Annotated in this window: 16 protein-coding genes and 1 pseudogene; 12 read left to right on the forward strand and 5 right to left on the reverse strand. The window is 55.6% G+C overall.

Going from position 1 to position 15251, the window contains the following annotated elements:
• Positions 1-107: 107 nt before the first annotated feature.
• On the reverse strand, positions 108-2114 hold the full coding sequence (locus CKA81_RS11815) for a ParB N-terminal domain-containing protein (protein WP_128355440.1): 2007 nt from the start codon (positions 2112-2114) through the stop codon (positions 108-110).
• Positions 2115-2853: 739 nt separating this feature from the next.
• Between CKA81_RS11815 and CKA81_RS11825 the strand changes: the two genes are divergently transcribed.
• The 8 genes from CKA81_RS11825 to CKA81_RS11860 all read left to right on the forward strand — a co-directional run bounded on the left by CKA81_RS11825 (position 2854) and on the right by CKA81_RS11860 (position 9519).
• Positions 2854-3207, forward strand: a complete 354-nt coding sequence (locus CKA81_RS11825; protein ID WP_128355442.1) for a helix-turn-helix domain-containing protein — start codon at positions 2854-2856, stop codon at positions 3205-3207.
• Between the two features lie 663 nt (positions 3208-3870).
• Positions 3871-4125 carry a helix-turn-helix transcriptional regulator gene (locus CKA81_RS11830; RefSeq protein ID WP_128355443.1) on the forward strand — a complete coding sequence of 85 codons (255 nt, stop codon included), beginning with the start codon at positions 3871-3873 and terminating at the stop codon, positions 4123-4125.
• Positions 4126-4323: 198 nt separating this feature from the next.
• Positions 4324-5079 carry a type IV toxin-antitoxin system AbiEi family antitoxin domain-containing protein gene (locus CKA81_RS11835; RefSeq protein ID WP_128355444.1) on the forward strand — a complete coding sequence of 252 codons (756 nt, stop codon included), beginning with the start codon at positions 4324-4326 and terminating at the stop codon, positions 5077-5079.
• Entirely contained in the window at positions 5072-5992 is a 921-nt protein-coding gene (locus tag CKA81_RS11840; protein ID WP_128355445.1) for a nucleotidyl transferase AbiEii/AbiGii toxin family protein, read from the forward strand. The genes CKA81_RS11835 and CKA81_RS11840 overlap by 8 nt, the downstream gene beginning before the upstream one ends.
• Positions 5993-6088: 96 nt before the next feature.
• Positions 6089-7825 carry a tyrosine-type recombinase/integrase gene (locus tag CKA81_RS11845; RefSeq protein WP_128355446.1) on the forward strand — a complete coding sequence of 579 codons (1737 nt, stop codon included), beginning with the start codon at positions 6089-6091 and terminating at the stop codon, positions 7823-7825.
• Entirely contained in the window at positions 7822-8193 is a 372-nt protein-coding gene (locus CKA81_RS11850) for a hypothetical protein (RefSeq protein ID WP_128355447.1), read from the forward strand. Before CKA81_RS11845 ends, CKA81_RS11850 begins: the two co-directional genes overlap by 4 nt.
• A 231-nt stretch (positions 8194-8424) precedes the next feature.
• The gene (locus tag CKA81_RS11855) at positions 8425-8946 is read left to right on the forward strand and encodes a hypothetical protein (RefSeq protein WP_128355448.1); all 522 of its coding nucleotides are present in this window, start codon (positions 8425-8427) and stop codon (positions 8944-8946) included.
• 18 nt (positions 8947-8964) lie between these two features.
• A complete protein-coding gene (locus CKA81_RS11860) occupies positions 8965-9519 on the forward strand; it encodes a GIY-YIG nuclease family protein (RefSeq protein ID WP_128355449.1) in 555 nt (184 codons plus the stop codon).
• A gap of 1274 nt (positions 9520-10793) precedes the next feature.
• Here CKA81_RS11860 and CKA81_RS11865 read toward each other — a convergent pair.
• Positions 10794-11522: an IS3 family transposase gene (locus CKA81_RS11865; protein WP_237183384.1), complete on the reverse strand. Its 729-nt coding sequence runs from the start codon at positions 11520-11522 to the stop codon at positions 10794-10796.
• A gap of 68 nt (positions 11523-11590) precedes the next feature.
• On the opposite strand from CKA81_RS11865, the gene CKA81_RS11870 reads away from it, so the two are divergent.
• From CKA81_RS11870 to CKA81_RS11880, 3 genes are all read left to right on the forward strand, one after another.
• Positions 11591-11893 carry a tyrosine-type recombinase/integrase gene (locus CKA81_RS11870; RefSeq protein WP_228255709.1) on the forward strand — a complete coding sequence of 101 codons (303 nt, stop codon included), beginning with the start codon at positions 11591-11593 and terminating at the stop codon, positions 11891-11893.
• Positions 11894-12028: 135 nt separating this feature from the next.
• The gene (locus CKA81_RS11875) at positions 12029-12244 is read left to right on the forward strand and encodes a hypothetical protein (protein WP_128355450.1); all 216 of its coding nucleotides are present in this window, start codon (positions 12029-12031) and stop codon (positions 12242-12244) included.
• Positions 12237-12830: a hypothetical protein gene (locus CKA81_RS11880; RefSeq protein ID WP_199287537.1), complete on the forward strand. Its 594-nt coding sequence runs from the start codon at positions 12237-12239 to the stop codon at positions 12828-12830. Before CKA81_RS11875 ends, CKA81_RS11880 begins: the two co-directional genes overlap by 8 nt.
• Positions 12831-12950: 120 nt before the next feature.
• On the opposite strand, the gene CKA81_RS11885 is transcribed toward CKA81_RS11880, so the two are convergent.
• Both CKA81_RS11885 and CKA81_RS17560 read right to left on the reverse strand, forming a co-directional pair.
• Entirely contained in the window at positions 12951-13169 is a 219-nt protein-coding gene (locus CKA81_RS11885; protein ID WP_237183385.1) for a hypothetical protein, read from the reverse strand.
• 81 nt (positions 13170-13250) lie between these two features.
• Positions 13251-13349 carry an antirestriction protein gene (locus CKA81_RS17560; RefSeq protein WP_128355451.1) on the reverse strand — a complete coding sequence of 33 codons (99 nt, stop codon included), beginning with the start codon at positions 13347-13349 and terminating at the stop codon, positions 13251-13253.
• Between the two features lie 98 nt (positions 13350-13447).
• Here CKA81_RS17560 and CKA81_RS11895 point away from each other — a divergent pair.
• A pseudogene (locus tag CKA81_RS11895) lies at positions 13448-14186 on the forward strand (nucleotidyl transferase AbiEii/AbiGii toxin family protein).
• Between the two features lie 339 nt (positions 14187-14525).
• On the opposite strand, the gene CKA81_RS11900 reads toward CKA81_RS11895, so the two are convergent.
• Positions 14526-15245, reverse strand: coding sequence for a FadR/GntR family transcriptional regulator (locus tag CKA81_RS11900; protein ID WP_128355452.1), 720 nt, complete (start codon positions 15243-15245; stop codon positions 14526-14528).
• Positions 15246-15251: the final 6 nt, after the last annotated feature.

The raw sequence follows: 15251 nt of genomic DNA on the forward strand, positions 1-15251 counted from the left end.
CGCCCGGACTTTGACCATCTGCCCCAAAACGCCAAAGCTTTGGGGATGATGCTGGCTGAACAGCGAAGCGCCCCGGCCGGAACCGGGGCGCGGGCCTATCGTCAGGATTACGCAGCGAGGGAATTAGCGGTTTCGTCAGTGTCTGAATCGCAGTCAGATTCCTGCGACGCATCCACCCGGAAGATTGCGGGCATCCACCCCGTACCTGCCACCAGGCGCTCTGCTTCGCTAACCAGCTGACCCTTCTTCAGTTTTTCCAGCCTTGCCGCCTGCTCAGGCGCGAACTCACCCACGGCATCCAGAATCATGGCCTTGGAAATATGCTGAAAATAGCCTTCGGCGGTCGGTTGCCACCATGCCGCCATGTGCAGGCCCACCGCCTGCGCCAGTTCTGCCCCTGGCTGGTGCTCGCTGGCGCGGTGAATCACCGCATCTACTGCAGCTGCGGCGCACACAGCTAACAACCGTAGCAGTTCATCCTGCGGCTTTGCCAGCAACACGGCAAACAGATCGGCGCTATCCTGCGGCAAGTCTGCACCTACTGCCTGTTGCAACTCACGCAAGGCCACCGCAGCGGGTGATTCCGGCCAATCCGGGGCTATGCTGTCCAGCCGGTTTTGTACGTTCAGACGCATGTCCAACGGTAAGCTGTAATGGGGATAGCGGCCCACTGGCAGCACCGTCTGCACCATGCCATGCACCACGGCAGCCAGGGCGGCTTGCGGGTTGCGTGCCAGTTCAATCTGTAGCGCTGCTGTACGGTGCGCGCTCAAGCGCTGGGCCAGCTTGTCGGAAATAGAAGCAGCCTTGGATTGGTCATTGTTCCCATTGTCGCCGCCATTGCTTTCTTCTTCGGCCAGCCCTTGCTGCAGCCGCTCCAAAGTCCGCAACGCCTTGGCTTCGGCTTCCCGCAGTAGACCGCGATGAATCACCACCTGCCCCTGCCAGTCGATGGTCACAACGGCACCCGCCGCCGCCTTGATAGTGTGGTTGTAGTCCAGTAATCGCTCTTCCAAATCTTGCAACTGCGCAGCCAGACTGTCACCCTCTTCCTGCAGCGCATCTGCGGTTTCTTCGTCATCGCTGTCCAGCGCGGCATCCAGTTCCTCGCCGATGGCCTGCATCCTGGCTTCCAGCTTTTCTATCCGTGCGCTTTCCCGCTTGCCCGGAGTACGGCGCTCACGCGGCGCTCGTTGAAAAGCGTGAAGATCGGCATGGGTCATGGACGGCGTGGCATCCACCCATGCCCACCCTTCGGATTTGACCTGGGCGGCATGGCTGTCGAGCTTTTCCTTCACCAGCCTGTCCAATAGCGCTGTATCGGTGATATAGGTGCCGTTATCATCCTGTGCAAATAAATCACGGCGCACACCGCCACCGGCAGCTTCATAAGCATCCAGCCCCACAAAGCGCACCAGGGAATGGCCCGCGTCGATATCCTGCTCAGTCAGTCTGGCCCGCAAAGAATGGGGCTGCCGCTGCCATTCGGGCGCTTCGTAGAAGGCCGCTTCCTGTGTTGCATGGTCATCTGTGATGGCAAGCGCCATCAACTGCTCAAGGCTCACCGCGTCAGCCCGGTAATCGGCCAGCAGACGCCGCGACACATTCGCCAGCTTGAGCCTCCGCTGCACCACCAGGGGCGTGACACCAAAGTCTGCTGCAATATCTTCAATGGGCTGGCCTTCGGCCACCAGCGCAGCAAAGGCTTCAAACTGATCTGCCGGGTGCATGGCTTCACGCTGCACGTTTTCCGTCAGGCTCACGGTTCGTGCATCAGCACTGGCGACCAGCATGCACGGCACCGCCCATTCCTTGGGAATGCGCCCGGACTTGGATAACAGTTTCAAGGCCGCAAGGCGACGGCCCCCGGCCACTACGTCGTAATACTTGCCGTCGCGGGCCTGCACCACGGTCAGGTTCTGCAACAGCCCGACCCTGGCAATGCTTGCTGCCAGTGCATCAATGGATGGGCCGCTGCTGCGAATCTTGCGCACGTTGCGCTTGGATACGCGCAACTGCGACAACGGCACCACGATGCTGCTCTGCTCGGGAATGACCACGTCCTCGTTCGCCGTTTCAATGGCCTGGACTTCGCTGTGATTGATCGCGTTCATGGTAAATACTCCTGACGTTGAAGGGTTAGCTGTTCACCGCATACCGGATTCCAAGATTCGGAGCCCGCTTTTGCTGTTGATATGCGGTCGGCACGAAGAACCCGGTTGGCCTCGTTGCCACCGTCTTTCCTGAGTTCATCGCCCGCGACGGCCAGTAGCCCACGAACGTGAGCCGTCAAGGAAAGAAGCGCCAGGTGGGTGCGGCCCGCAGGCGCAGCCGAGGACACGGCCTGGCGCGCCTTGACGGCACGCGGCCACGGGCTACAGTCGCGGACCAGGTGATGAGGTCAGGAAAGATGGCTGCGCCGGCAACAGCCAGGTCTTTGGTGCCACCCGCAGGCAAGCGAAGCGCGCAGGCCCGGTCGAGAAGCCGGGCCGAAGGCGTCAGTGATGCGGAAGGCTGGCGTCAGCCAGTCCCGTGAGGGATGAGCGAACAGCGAACCGGGAGCAGCGCGGTCTGCGAAGCAGGGACGCACATAAGCGATAGACAGATGTCCTATCTGCCCCCAATAAAATCACTTTCGTGATTGAATTTCATCGGGTCTGAATCCTGCTGTGCAATCGAAAAGCATGGTAAACGTGCGTTCCACTATGATCCAATACCTGCCACAATGTCGCAAAACTGACGTTTTACACTTCAAATTTATTAGTTATTTATTTTTATTTATGGTCATACTTTGACTCAGAAGCCTGTCATAATGTATCTAACTACTGAAAACCTCTCCAACTCACACACAGCATGAGCATTGGCGAACGCTTACGCATCGCACGCACCACACGCGGACTGACACAGGAAGCATTGGCAAACCTCGTCCAGACGCCCCTCACTCAAGGTGCTATCGCCCACATTGAAGGCGGCCGCAGCGAATCCTCACGGCATATCGTTTGGATCGCCGCTGCCCTGCACGTGCGTGCTGAATGGTTGGTTACTGGCAAAGGGGAAATGTTCGAAGAGCCCTGGCCTTGGCCCTCTATCTCCCGTAGTGCCGTTGGAGAATTGCCTAGCCACGTTCAGGAAGATATCGGCGATTACATCCAACTGAAGCTAAATAAGTACGCCCGCAAAGAAGATGAGACAGGCCCAGACGCCTGAATCAGCAATTCCCTGCAATTAACCTGCAGAAAAACCACAATTATTTAACGCCTGCGTTCATTCTCTGGACGACTCAGGCCGCACCTTGTTGCGTCACTCCCTCCCCCATTAAGCCCAATTGACATCAATTCCCATTAACGATATGACTTTTTCGTATTAGATTAGTATTGACCGATTCCAATAGATGCGTAATGATTACATCAACCCTGCTCTTTAACAACAAAACACCGATAAATACCGCGCCCTGTTCTCCGTGAACGGTGCGAGTGCGCGGCTACCCGTGTCGTCAGCATCATGCGGGGCGACATGCACCTGGGTAGGAGTAAAGCAGGTGAAAAACCATTCCCCTTCCGGGCCGGTAGCGACTGGTGCTAACTGGAAGGCGTGAGTGACGATCCGTTCACACGGACGCCGGCTCTGCCGAAGGCAGGCCACATTCGATGGATGGCGCGTAATCCGTCGATGACAGCGGCAAAGACCGCAGTTCCCAGCATCCCGACGACCCGCAGCAGCGGAGCCAGCGGCGGGCGCTGCTGGGAACGATCAAAGCACCCGGCCCCCATCGTGGCATCTTGGCGGGCCGGACGGAACGGCGTAGGCAGCGCCGGCTTTGGAAAGCATCCTGATGCCCAGGGTGCTTTCCAAGGTCTAACGGAGGAGTATATGAAGGAGCAGGCAATGCCAAACAGCATCTTTGGCTACCCGTCACCCAGCAGGCAAGCCCCGAAACAACCCGACGAGGCACTTCTGTACCGCGTACATACGGCGCAAGCGAAGCTGGGCGTGTCGCGATCAACAATCTATCGACTGGTCAACGAAGGGGAGCTGGTGCTCATAAAAATAGGGAAGCGTTCCAGCGGCATCACTGCAGCTAGTGTTCATGCGCTGATTGAACGGAACAAGGCGCTGGTTAACTAAGCGGGCCAAAGGCATGCAGTGCGCATGCCTTACAAACCAAACGCAAAACCGATTAAATTAAGAGCTTATTTTAACCTCATAGGTTAAAAATAATGCATAATCCAATCAAAGCGTAAATAAATAGGCACCCGTCATCTCGGAGAGACAACCACCCTCTCTAATGCGCATAACGATTGAATATCGTGCTATTTTTAACCCATGAGCGTAAATTCACGACACAATCTAATCAAACGAGTGCAGTCCGACCTCCCGCGCGGCGCACCGTTTGACCTCGACACCCTGGGGGAACTCGGCGTATCTCCCAAACTTGCAGCCGACTATGCCAAGAATGGGTGGCTCGTGCGTCTGGCGCAAGGTGTCTATGCCTTCCCCAATGACGACTTTAATGTCTATGGCGCATTGCTATTTCTTCAGCGGCACGTAACCGGCCTGCATGTCGGGGGCAAAAGCGCGCTGGCGTTGCACGGCATCAGGCATAACCTGGGCCGCGACACGCTGGTGCTGTGGGGCGACACCCGTTACGCCCTGCCCAAGTGGTTCACGTCACGTTTTCCCGCCCGGTATGTCTATGCAAACTTGTTCAATTGGCCGGACACCACCTTGCCCGCCAAGACACTCACCACCCCACCCGGCCTGCCTGATGATCTCTGTATGGCTGTCGCTGAACGCGCCGTCCTGGAAATGCTGTACGACGTCGGAACCCGACAAAGCCTGGAGGAAGCCCGCAACCTTTTTGACGGCCTGCGCTCACCACGCAAGGAACTGCTCGGCCAGTTGCTGGCGTGCTGCACCAGCGTGAAAACCGTCCGTCTTTTCCTTACCTGGGCGCGAGAGACAGAAGTGGTGGATGTTGATGATTTGTTAGCACGCTACCCGATACACACGGGTAGCAACAAACGCTGGATGAGCCGGCTTGCCGATGGCAGTTTATTGAGCCTGAACCCTCATGGATAAAACTTACGCGGACACGGTCCGCTTGCTGCTGGCCGTTACGCCGGCTGTTTTCAATAACGACATCTTTGCCATGAAAGGCGGGACGGCAATCAATCTTTTCGTACAGAACATGCCCCGCCTGTCCGTTGATATCGACGTGGTCTACCAACCCTGGCAAACGCAACGTGATGAAGCGCTGCAGGCCATCAACGATGAACTCGCGGCCATCTCCCAACGAGTTCACCCCCTCGGACTGCACACTCGCCTGATTCGCAGCAAAGACCTTGGCGATACCAAGCTGATCGTCGAAAACGATAGCAGCCAGGTCAAGATTGAAGTGAACATCGTGTTCCGTGGCACGGTATTGCCGGTCGAGTACCGACCATTGAGCACCAGCACCAGCGACCTGTTCGGCGTTGAGTTCGATGCACCCATCCTTGCCCGCGATGAACTGTACGCCGGTAAATTAGTCGCTGCCCTGGATCGGCAGCATCCCCGTGACCTGTTCGACATATGGCAACTGTATGAATCCGGCGGCCTCACACAAGGCATGGCCGAATGCTTCACCATCTACCTGGCGGGCCACAACCGTCCACCGCATGAAGTGCTGTTTGGCAAAGACAAGGACATTTCGGCGGAATATGAGCGTGCGTTCGTGGGCATGACAGAAGTAGAATGCTCATTGGATACCCTGCTTGCAGCACGCACCCGCTTGCGAGACGATCTTCCGCAGAAGTTGGCCGATAAGCACAAGCAGTTTCTTGGCGGCTTGGTACGCGCTGAACCCGATTGGTCATTGCTTGAATGCGATCATGCCAGAGAACTTCCCGCCCTACGCTGGAAGCTCAGCAATCTGGAAGCCTTCCGCAAACGTCGCCCGGCTGATTTTTCAGCACAGGCAGATGCATTAGTCGCAGGTTTGGGGCTTGCGTAGTGCTCCAGTCAATGCAACTGCTGTACGCAAGAATCCAACCAAAGACCATTTTTGTTGTTTTTTTACACTGGCACCCCAGATGGCACCCCGTAAGTCGTGCTTAAATGGAAAAGCTCACAAACACTGGCCTGCCGCGCCCCAATTAGATTCCGCCCCAGGCCACCAACGAATTCGCAGAAAAATCAAACACTTAGCCCAGCACATCATGCTGGGCTTTTTGTTTGTCTGTCACTTTTCTGTCAATGCTATTGGTGGACGGATGCGCTTGACTGCGGTGTAGCAGCCTTTTTTGAAATAGCTTCGCCGTTTTTTTGCGCTTTTACCTATACCGTAATTCCACATGCTAAGGAATTATGTAAATGCATCCATACACCAATCACTCCACCCTGCGGCACCTACCGACTAATGCGGAGGTGCACCATGGCTAAGCCGATTCGGGAAGGCACCGGCTGGGCCTTTCGCCTGCGCGCCCACGGCCAGGATATCTACCAAAGCGGCTTCGCCTCGCAGGCGGCCGCAAACAAGGCCCAGGCCAAGCTTCTGGCAGAACTTAAGCTCAAAGACCAAGCAGCTGGCCAAGGCCCCTTTAAAACGACCGTAGCGGCCGCCTTTATGCACTATGCCCGTGAGCGACTCCCCTATTTGAAAGGAGCCCGCCCAGATTCCCTGATCATCAACCGCTACCTGCGTACGCTCAACATGCCGGTGATCCGCTTAACACCCGCCGATGACCACAATAGTGGGAAGAAAGGCAGCGTCTATTGGGAGGTCTCATTCGTCGTAGAAGAATATACGCGTGCTATTCCCCAAAGCTTGGCAAAACACCGCTCGGCGCAAGAAGCCCGCGCCGAAAAAGTCGACGAAGCACGCCGCAGGCTGGCAGCAATGCCTATGGCGCAGGTGACGGCCCATGCCGTACAGGCGCTGATCGATGCCAGGAGGGCTGCTGGCTACAAAGCCGCACCGATCGCGAATGAACGTGCTGAACTGCGCCGCCTATTCAACCACGCCAGAAACCGGTGGAACTGGACGCGCCCCCTGAGCAACCCCGCCACGCATCTCGATATGCCCGAGCCTGATCCGCCGCGCGATAGCATCCTGACCAACGCGCAGTGGGAAAACTTGTCGGTTGCGCTGTGCCAGGCCGGCAACGAGTACGCGCCATCCCTGTTTTGCCTGATGCTGGAGACCGCCATGCGCTCCTGCGAGCCGCTCACCACGGCGCGCTGGCGTCATATCAACTGGACTCGAAATATATTGACGCTTCCTGACGCCAAGAGCGGCGGGCGCGATGTACCACTGGGGCCGGACGCGATCAAGATCCTGCGGCAACTTGAGACCCACGCAAAAACCAAACGCCGAAAGCCTGACCAAGCGCCCTGGTCCATCGATGACCCAATTTTTCCAACCACCTATGAAGCCGTCAAGAAAGCCTGGGCCGTTGCACGCAAGACATGCAACGCCGGCGACACCCCGATTGGCGATTTGGGTATCCATGATCTACGCCATACCTCGGCAACGCGCTACGCCCTGCACTTTAAGGGCGACCTACCCGTCATCATGCAGATCACCGGGCACAAGACAACAGAAATGGCAATGCGGTATATAAACATTAAGGCGGACACGGTCGCCCACATGCTCCACGGTCGCGAACCTGATATCGCGGACTCGCCGGCGGGCTACCGAGCCAGCACAGTTCAAGCGCTTGACAAAGCGCAATTGGCGCTGGAAGAAGCAAAAAAACAGACCTCGGTCGCCCCGCTTCGCCGCCTGCCACGGCCCCATCTATCAAACAATGTCGTTCCCCTGCACACGCAAAGGAGTGCCGCATGAGCTACTTTGGGCACTACCCTTCAATTGAACTTCAGGCGCTCGCGTTTGTGGAGCGCGTAAAAAGCAAAAGCCCTGAAGATCAATCGATCGACACCGAATGGAATGGCTTTGCCGTCCAACTGGGCTACCTTCACGACCTCAAGATCGCAGAGCGTCAGTTCAGTTCCGCGTTAGTCATCGCGGAAATTGCCATCCCACCCAAATATCAGTGTGAAAAATGGCTGTCACGCTACTGCCAGTTTTGCCGCTTGCTAACCAATGATGCCCCGCTGATCTTATCTGCCGACCTCGACTGGGTAGAAGAAATCGTGTCGGCGCATCAGCCTCCCTTTGAGATTTTGGGCACGCGTACGTGGCTCTGGGAGTAGCGCAACCATGACGCACCGGTACTTTTAAACTAAGTACCCACGGCTTCGCCTCGTTGCCCACGAGGCGAACCGGCTTTTCGGATAGCGCCGCTGATGGGAGTTGGCAAAGGATGATGGCGAAACCTCTGACATTGGCGGCTTTTTATGCATCCTTGAGAATGTCGAGGCGCTACGTTTGGAAATGGCCTAGAATTGTTACTATTTATTAAAAGATAATATCGCAGGAGCAATATGCCAATTTTCAAAGTAATTTTTGTATTTCTGTTGGTTTTGCTCCAAGCATGTGCCAACCCCTCTATCGTTAATATCAAGCAAGATGAGGCCTCTAACATTCCGTCTGGCGCTGTGATTTTCGTTCCACGATTTGAGGGTAATCCAAATTTTGTAGAAGAAAGCACTGACTATTTTGTGTCTTTACTTGAGGCAAAACTAGACAATCGGATTGCTCAAGGTAGCGTGTTGAGGCATGAGTCCACTGATATCCAATCTGGAGCCAATTTGGCTCCGGAGGAGGTAGCTTTGGAGCTTGCTCGAGTTAAAGGCTACGATGTACTTGTTATGGGAAAAGTCACCAGCCACAAAACCTGGGGAAGTCTCAATGGCTTTTCAACAATCAGAATATATGATGTGCGTAGTGGAAAGCGCATTGCAAATTTTCATCGCCCCAGTGGGCTATTGATGGCTCACAGTGAACATCAATGCGTAATGGCTGCCGTGAAAAGAACTGCAGAAGATGCGACACCGCTTTTCTGATCATTTGAGGTGGAGCCAATGGCAAAACTTAGCCCAGAACAGTCCCAGTTTCTAAAAGCCCAAAAGATTTCACCGGCTTCAGTGTTCGATGCATCCGGTCTATCTCAGATAGAACGAAAGCGCGTAATGACCGCACTTGGAGTGAGCTTCTATTACGGCGGCTCTCCATGTGCAGCTGGTGGCCACACCCTTCGAACAAAGGCCGGTCATTGCATTCAGTGCGACACCTCGAAAATTGCTTACCAACTACGTAATTCTGCTCAAGGTCATATCTATATAGCGCACTCTAAAAGTAGTGGTTATATAAAGGTCGGCTACTCAAAAGAACACCCCCAAGATCGTGCTGCATTCTTGCGAAATGAAAAATATGGAGGCATTGTCGACTGGGATATCAGGAGCATTAAGTTTTTAGAATATGACGCAGGAAAAAAAGAGTTTGAGATCCATGCCGCTTTAGAACAATTTCAAAAGCCTGTGATATATAACAAAAACGGCTCACTGGTTGAGTGTAGAGAAATATTTCAATGTGACTTGAATCATGCCTTAGAGGCTTTTAAGTTGGCAACTGCCTAGGTAAAACGGGAATCGAGAATTGTGCATGGTTTCGATGCTCAATCATTCGCGTCATTAACGCTAGTGTTATGGGGCTAGCGCCCCTCAGCTTTGCTGAGCCTCCCCCTCTAGCAAGGATATGGATTTTAAAGTTTATACATATCCTCAATTGAGGAATTGATTCTGTAGTGAGGATATCTAAGTTCTAGCTCATCCAAAGCACTACGCAAATAAACACACGAAGGGTGGTGAGGATGAGCCCAGCCATCCTAGTGCACCAGCACAGGATAGCCTTCAGACTCAACCCCCACCCCTCAGATTTACGAAGGTATGGAGCCGACTCACCCGCCAGCCGTTCGCGTTTCGGGCGCTAGCTTCGCCACCCTTTGCTCTGTCTCAAACGCTTTCCCACAGTAGAGCACTATCCCCCGGCTGCTGTCGTTAGTTGCCCCGACCAGCCAAGCGGCTTCCATATTCTGAAATGATCTTTGCCGGCGTATCAGGTTTATTGTCGTAGCATGTGCGTTCGGACTACCTTTGCGGGAAGCACACTGCCTGCCGCGGATACCACCAGATTTCATAAAGTGGATGCAAAACAGTATAGGCAGTGTGTACGACCATGATTGATGTATTTTTTTTCGCTGCACGAAATCACTATTCACCTGAGGTATAGCGCAGGCAGTCCAGCAGCATGCTGGTCAGGAGTTCGTCGGAACGACGGCGGGCGAAGCCAGGGGAGCCGACAGGATTTTTTCCGCCATCGGAGCCAACGGCGACACGCGGAAAAAATCCTGTTGGGGCGCTAGCCCAGGAGCCGCGTACTGGAACCGACAAACAAACCCGGAGCAAAGCGACGAGTTTGGCGGGGCCAGAACGTGGGGCGCTAGCCCGGGAGCCGCTGGGATTTTTTCTGCAATCGGAGCCGCCGGCGACACGCAGAAAAAGATCTCAGTGGGGCGCAGCCCGCCTCCTGTACCCGGTAGGGGGCAGGCAAGGGGCTTTGGAAAGCCGACCCTATACGGGCCCACGACTGCTGCGTAGCGGCAGTTGGGGTAGGGTCGGCGGTGGCGGTCAGTGCAAGGCACTGAGCGACATGAGAAAGCCGCTTGCCTGCCCGCGTAGCGGTCCCCGAAGGGGAGGCCAAAGGCCGCAGGAGGCGCCACGAGGGACCCGGCAGGGTACCGCTGTAGTCCGACATACCTGTCGGACGTGAAGGCAAGCCCGGCAAGGAGTTCAGCACCGCTGAACGACCCAGGGTGCGCGAGCATGTAATGACCCAGCGGAACCTGCTCAGATTATGCGGCTAATGCGAATGCCTCGGCCGGGGTTTTCATGGCCAACGCCTGGTGTGGGCGCCGGTGGTTGTAAAATCGTATCCAGTCGCCAATGACACGGCTGGCATGCTGTATGGATTCGAAGCGGTGGCGATGGGCACACTGCTCTTTAAGCGTTCTGATCACTCGCTCGACCATGCCATTTTGCTGTGGGCAGTGGGGCGTGATGAACTCCTGGCGCAGGCCGTAACTACGCACCAAGGCCGTGTAGCTGCGAGAGGTAAAAACCAGCCCGTTGTCTGACCGTAGCAAGAACGGCTCAGGAACGCGGCCTAGGGTTCCAAACCGGGCAATCAAGGCGTGCTCCAGTGCGCTGCCGGCGGTCGTGGCCTTCCCGCTGCGAGACAGATGCCAACCGAGTAATTCACGGGTATGGCAGTCAATCACCAAGGCTAGCGTTGCCCAATTATCACGGCCCGCCCAGATGCGGCACAGATCCGTGGACCAACGCTCATTAGGCGCGCTCGCCACCGACGGCAAGGCCTGGATGCGAGGCCTGAAACCAATGGCTCGCTTCTTTACCTGCCAGCCTTTGAGCTGAAAGATGCGCTGCACGGTGTTCTTATTAAAACCCAGCAGATACGCCACTGTCCGGTAACCGAAGGATGGTGACTCTTCGATCATGGCCTTGATCGGTTCGGCGAACTGCGGGTTTATCTTGGGCTCAGTCTTAACCGGCTTGTAATACACCGTGCGTCGGGGAATACCGAACCAGCCGGTATATCAGCGAAAACACCATCAACGTCGCCCTGCGTACCATGGGTTACGACACCAAGGAACAGATCACTGGTCACGGTTTCCGCGCCACGGCTCGCACCATGATTCGAGAACATCTGGGCTGGGACCCGGATGTCATCGAGCGCCACTTGGCGCATACATCCGATGAAGAACTCGGCAGCAGCTACGACCGCGCAGAATTCATCGCCCAGCGGAAAACCATGGTTCAGCAATGGGCCAACTTTCTGGATGAACTGGAAGCCGGCAAGCTGCCCCAGCCGGACAGCAAAGTCCTGCAGTTCATACGCGAAAAGCCCAGATCCGCGTTTCGGCTCAGAGCATGAGTACCTACAACAACTACCGCTATTCAATCAAAATCCGTGCTCCCCAAGGCCATTGGGAACGAGTGCTATTCCGGAGAGGCAGCGATGCTAAAATACCAGGACACGAACACCAGTCTGAACTTGACGGGGGTGAACATGAGCAACACCACATCCAGCAACATAAATCGCATACGACGCCGCTCTGAGTCGGCTGTCAGTCATACCAAGATGTTGGAGGGAGAAGCCTTGCTCAAAGATATGCGCGCTTACCGCAAGAAGGTCACGGCCTCGCCTGAAGCCGCTCGCAAGTTTCTCGTTGATCTGGGCGTCCTCACACCAGAAGGCAAGCGGAAGAATTTGATCCGTGGCTAAATCGTGGCTTTTGTATCAGACGCAGCCATCGTTTATCCTCGGCTTCCACGGAACAGAGCAAGAAACCGTTACCGCACTGGTCGCTGACCCATCAAAGCACCTCAAACCTAGCGCCGGCAAGTACGAATGGCTGGGTCACGGTATCTATTTCTGGGAAAATGATCCCCAACGGGCATACGAGTGGGCCAGCACGGGCAATGCGAAATCCAAAATCAAGACACCAGACGCTGTCGGCGCAGTCCTTGACCTGAAATTGTGCCTGGACTTGACCACTCGGTCGGGTCTTGAAGAGGTAGCTGAAGCCTACGCCATTCTGACAGAAAGCTATAACGAACTGGGTATACCGTTGCCTGCCAACAAAGGTGGGCCTGACAAACTCAGGCGGGAGCTAGATTGTCAGGTCATCACTGCCGTCCACACATACCGGGAAGGCAAGGGTCTGCCACCCTACGACTCCGTCAGGGCGCCATTCAGGGAAGATGTTGAGCTTTACCCTGGTGCCGGGTTCCATCGACGCACGCACATCCAGATAGCCATCCGCAACCTGGATTGCATCAAGGGATACTTCCGCCCTATCGCACGTTAAGCCTGTACTCATACACAGGAGTTTTCATGAACGAACCTCTTTCCGAGGTCATCCGCATCCGGGTGACCCCGTCTCATGCTGCATGTCTTGAACGATCCCGGCGTTCCAGACATGCTCCTATCAAGCACCAGCGGTAGATCGCCTTGCTACAAGCAGACCTACGCCTGCAGTACCGAGCAAGGAGGCGCAGATACGATTGAAGGCGCGCTGGCGCTCAGGCACCGCGAACCAGCTTCGGAGATGGCTCCCGATGTAGGCGTAGGCTGCAATGGCGATCCACTCCAAGCCCAGGAACAACAGTCCAAGAATGGCGAACTGCGGCCCGGCCGGTTTGGACAAATCTACAAACTGCGGAAGAAAGGCCGTAAAAATCAGTATGGCCTTGGGATTACCCGCACCGAAGTGCGGGTAAGGCGGGCGTCAGTCAATAGCGCGCCAAATCTGGCTCGACTCTGGGTGCTGGCCCACATACTGGCACAGCCCGTGATAACGCTCGATCAGCATATCGTTATGCCTCATGGAACACAGGTGATTCAGCCCATACCCGATACACACAGGTAGCAACAAACGCTGGATGAGCCGGCTTCCCGATGGCAGTTTATTGAGCTTGAATCCCCATGGATAAAACCTACGCGGACACTGTCCGCTTGCTGCTGGCCGTTACGCCAGCTGTTTTCAACAACGACATCTTCGCCATGAAAGGCGGCACGGCAATCAATCTTTTCGTACAGGACATGCCCCGCCTGTCCGTTGATATCGACGTGGTCTACCGACCCTGGCAAACGCAACGCGATGAAGCACTGCAGGCCATCAACGATGAACTCACTGCCATCTCCCGACGGGTTCGAGACGCCCATTCTGGCCCATGATGAGCTGTACGCCGGTAAACTAGTCGCTGCCCTGGATCGGCAGCATCCCCGCGATTTGTTCGACGTATGGCAACTGTATGAATCAGGCGGCCTTACGGAAGGCATGGCAGAATGCTTCACCATCTACTTGGCCGGTCACAACCGTCCTCCGCATGAAGTACTGTTTGGCAAAGACAAGGACATTTCGGCGGAATATGAGCGTGCGTTCGTGGGCATGACAGAAGTAGAATGCTCACTGGATACCCTGCTTGCAGCCCGCACCCGTTTGCGAAACGATCTTCCGCAGAAGTTGGCCGATAAGCACAAGCAGTTTCTTGGCGGCTTGGTACGCGCTGAACCCGATTGGTCATTGCTTGAATGCGGTCATGCCAGAGAACTTCCCGCTCTACGCTGGAAGCTCACCAATCTGGAAGCCTTCCGCAAACGTCGCCCGGCTGATTTTTCAGCACAGGCAGATGCGCTGGTAACGGGCTTGGGCCTTGCATAATGTTCGTTCCGACCCGGTTGTCGAACAAAAATGATACTGGAATCTGACCAAAGACCGTTTTTGTTGTTTTTTTACTGGCTTTTTTAGTTTGGAGCCGCAGCGTACGCTACCCACCCCATCGGCTGCTTTACGCCCTTCAAAAACATTTCTTAGATAACCGCAAAATAGGGATGCTTCGCACCTCGTAGTGCAGCAGCACTGGAAACCGACGGCCGAACCGAAAAGGCGCCTGCTGCGGGGCGGGCTAGACAAAGATCTACCGTGCTATCCGTGGGATACAGAAGCCCGCAAGACCTGCTGGGGCCGACACTTTTGCCGCTTCGAAGGGATACGTCCGGATCACGCACCGTGAGGGTTGTCCAGTCCATCGTCGGAGCCCGCCAGTTGGAGCGACCTGAGGGTTTCGTTCAGTTGCCGTCTACTTGCTTGCGCTGCTTTCTCTCCTTCTCCATTCCGAATCGCGTCCATGATTTCTCGGTGCACGGGCAGCGTTGCCCGATTGGTGTGGATAGTCGGATTGGTTTGCTGGATGCTGGCGGCGAGCGCCGCAGAGATCGCCGTACCGAGCGCAGCCAGATATTCATTCCCCGTGGCAGCTAAAAGAGCCAGATGGAAATCGCGATCGGCATTCTGAAATTCACTCGGGTTCTCGGTGCCCGCCGACATTCGTTCCAGCGCATTCTCGATATCTCGTAGTTCATTCTCGTTGGCCCGTGAGGCTGCGAGCCGACATGCCCCGGGTTCGATGATCGCCCTCAGTTCCGTAAGACGGAACAGCATGTTGGGATCCGCTCCGGAATTTGCGATCCAGTTAAGAACGTCCATATCTAGGAAGTGCCAGTTACTGCGAGGCAATATCGTAGTGCCGCGTCGTTGGCGCGCCTCAAGCAGGCCCTTGGCCTCGAGCGACTTGATGGCTTCACGTAGAACGGACCGGCTCACCGCGAATTCATGGAGCAGGTCTGCTTCCAGCGGCAAAGTGGTCCCCATCGCATACCGGCCGGCGACGATACGTCGCCCCAGCTCTGCCGTGACATGGGCGTGTCGAGATCCCATCATGGCAGT

It is taken from the genome of Pollutimonas thiosulfatoxidans (genome assembly GCF_004022565.1).
GTDB classification, from domain to species: Bacteria; Pseudomonadota; Gammaproteobacteria; order Burkholderiales; family Burkholderiaceae_B; genus Pusillimonas_D; species Pusillimonas_D thiosulfatoxidans.

Coding starts and splice junctions, on each gene's coding strand:
- CKA81_RS11815 (WP_128355440.1), bottom strand. CDS start 2,114: ATGAACGCGATCAATCACAGCGAAGTCCAGGCCATTGAAACGGCGAAC.
- CKA81_RS11825 (WP_128355442.1), top strand. CDS start 2,854: ATGAGCATTGGCGAACGCTTACGCATCGCACGCACCACACGCGGACTG.
- CKA81_RS11830 (WP_128355443.1), top strand. CDS start 3,871: ATGAAGGAGCAGGCAATGCCAAACAGCATCTTTGGCTACCCGTCACCC.
- CKA81_RS11835 (WP_128355444.1), top strand. CDS start 4,324: ATGAGCGTAAATTCACGACACAATCTAATCAAACGAGTGCAGTCCGAC.
- CKA81_RS11840 (WP_128355445.1), top strand. CDS start 5,072: ATGGATAAAACTTACGCGGACACGGTCCGCTTGCTGCTGGCCGTTACG.
- CKA81_RS11850 (WP_128355447.1), top strand. CDS start 7,822: ATGAGCTACTTTGGGCACTACCCTTCAATTGAACTTCAGGCGCTCGCG.
- CKA81_RS11855 (WP_128355448.1), top strand. CDS start 8,425: ATGCCAATTTTCAAAGTAATTTTTGTATTTCTGTTGGTTTTGCTCCAA.
- CKA81_RS11860 (WP_128355449.1), top strand. CDS start 8,965: ATGGCAAAACTTAGCCCAGAACAGTCCCAGTTTCTAAAAGCCCAAAAG.
- CKA81_RS11870 (WP_228255709.1), top strand. CDS start 11,591: ATGGGTTACGACACCAAGGAACAGATCACTGGTCACGGTTTCCGCGCC.
- CKA81_RS11875 (WP_128355450.1), top strand. CDS start 12,029: ATGAGCAACACCACATCCAGCAACATAAATCGCATACGACGCCGCTCT.
- CKA81_RS17560 (WP_128355451.1), bottom strand. CDS start 13,349: ATGAGGCATAACGATATGCTGATCGAGCGTTATCACGGGCTGTGCCAG.
- CKA81_RS11900 (WP_128355452.1), bottom strand. CDS start 15,245: ATGATGGGATCTCGACACGCCCATGTCACGGCAGAGCTGGGGCGACGT.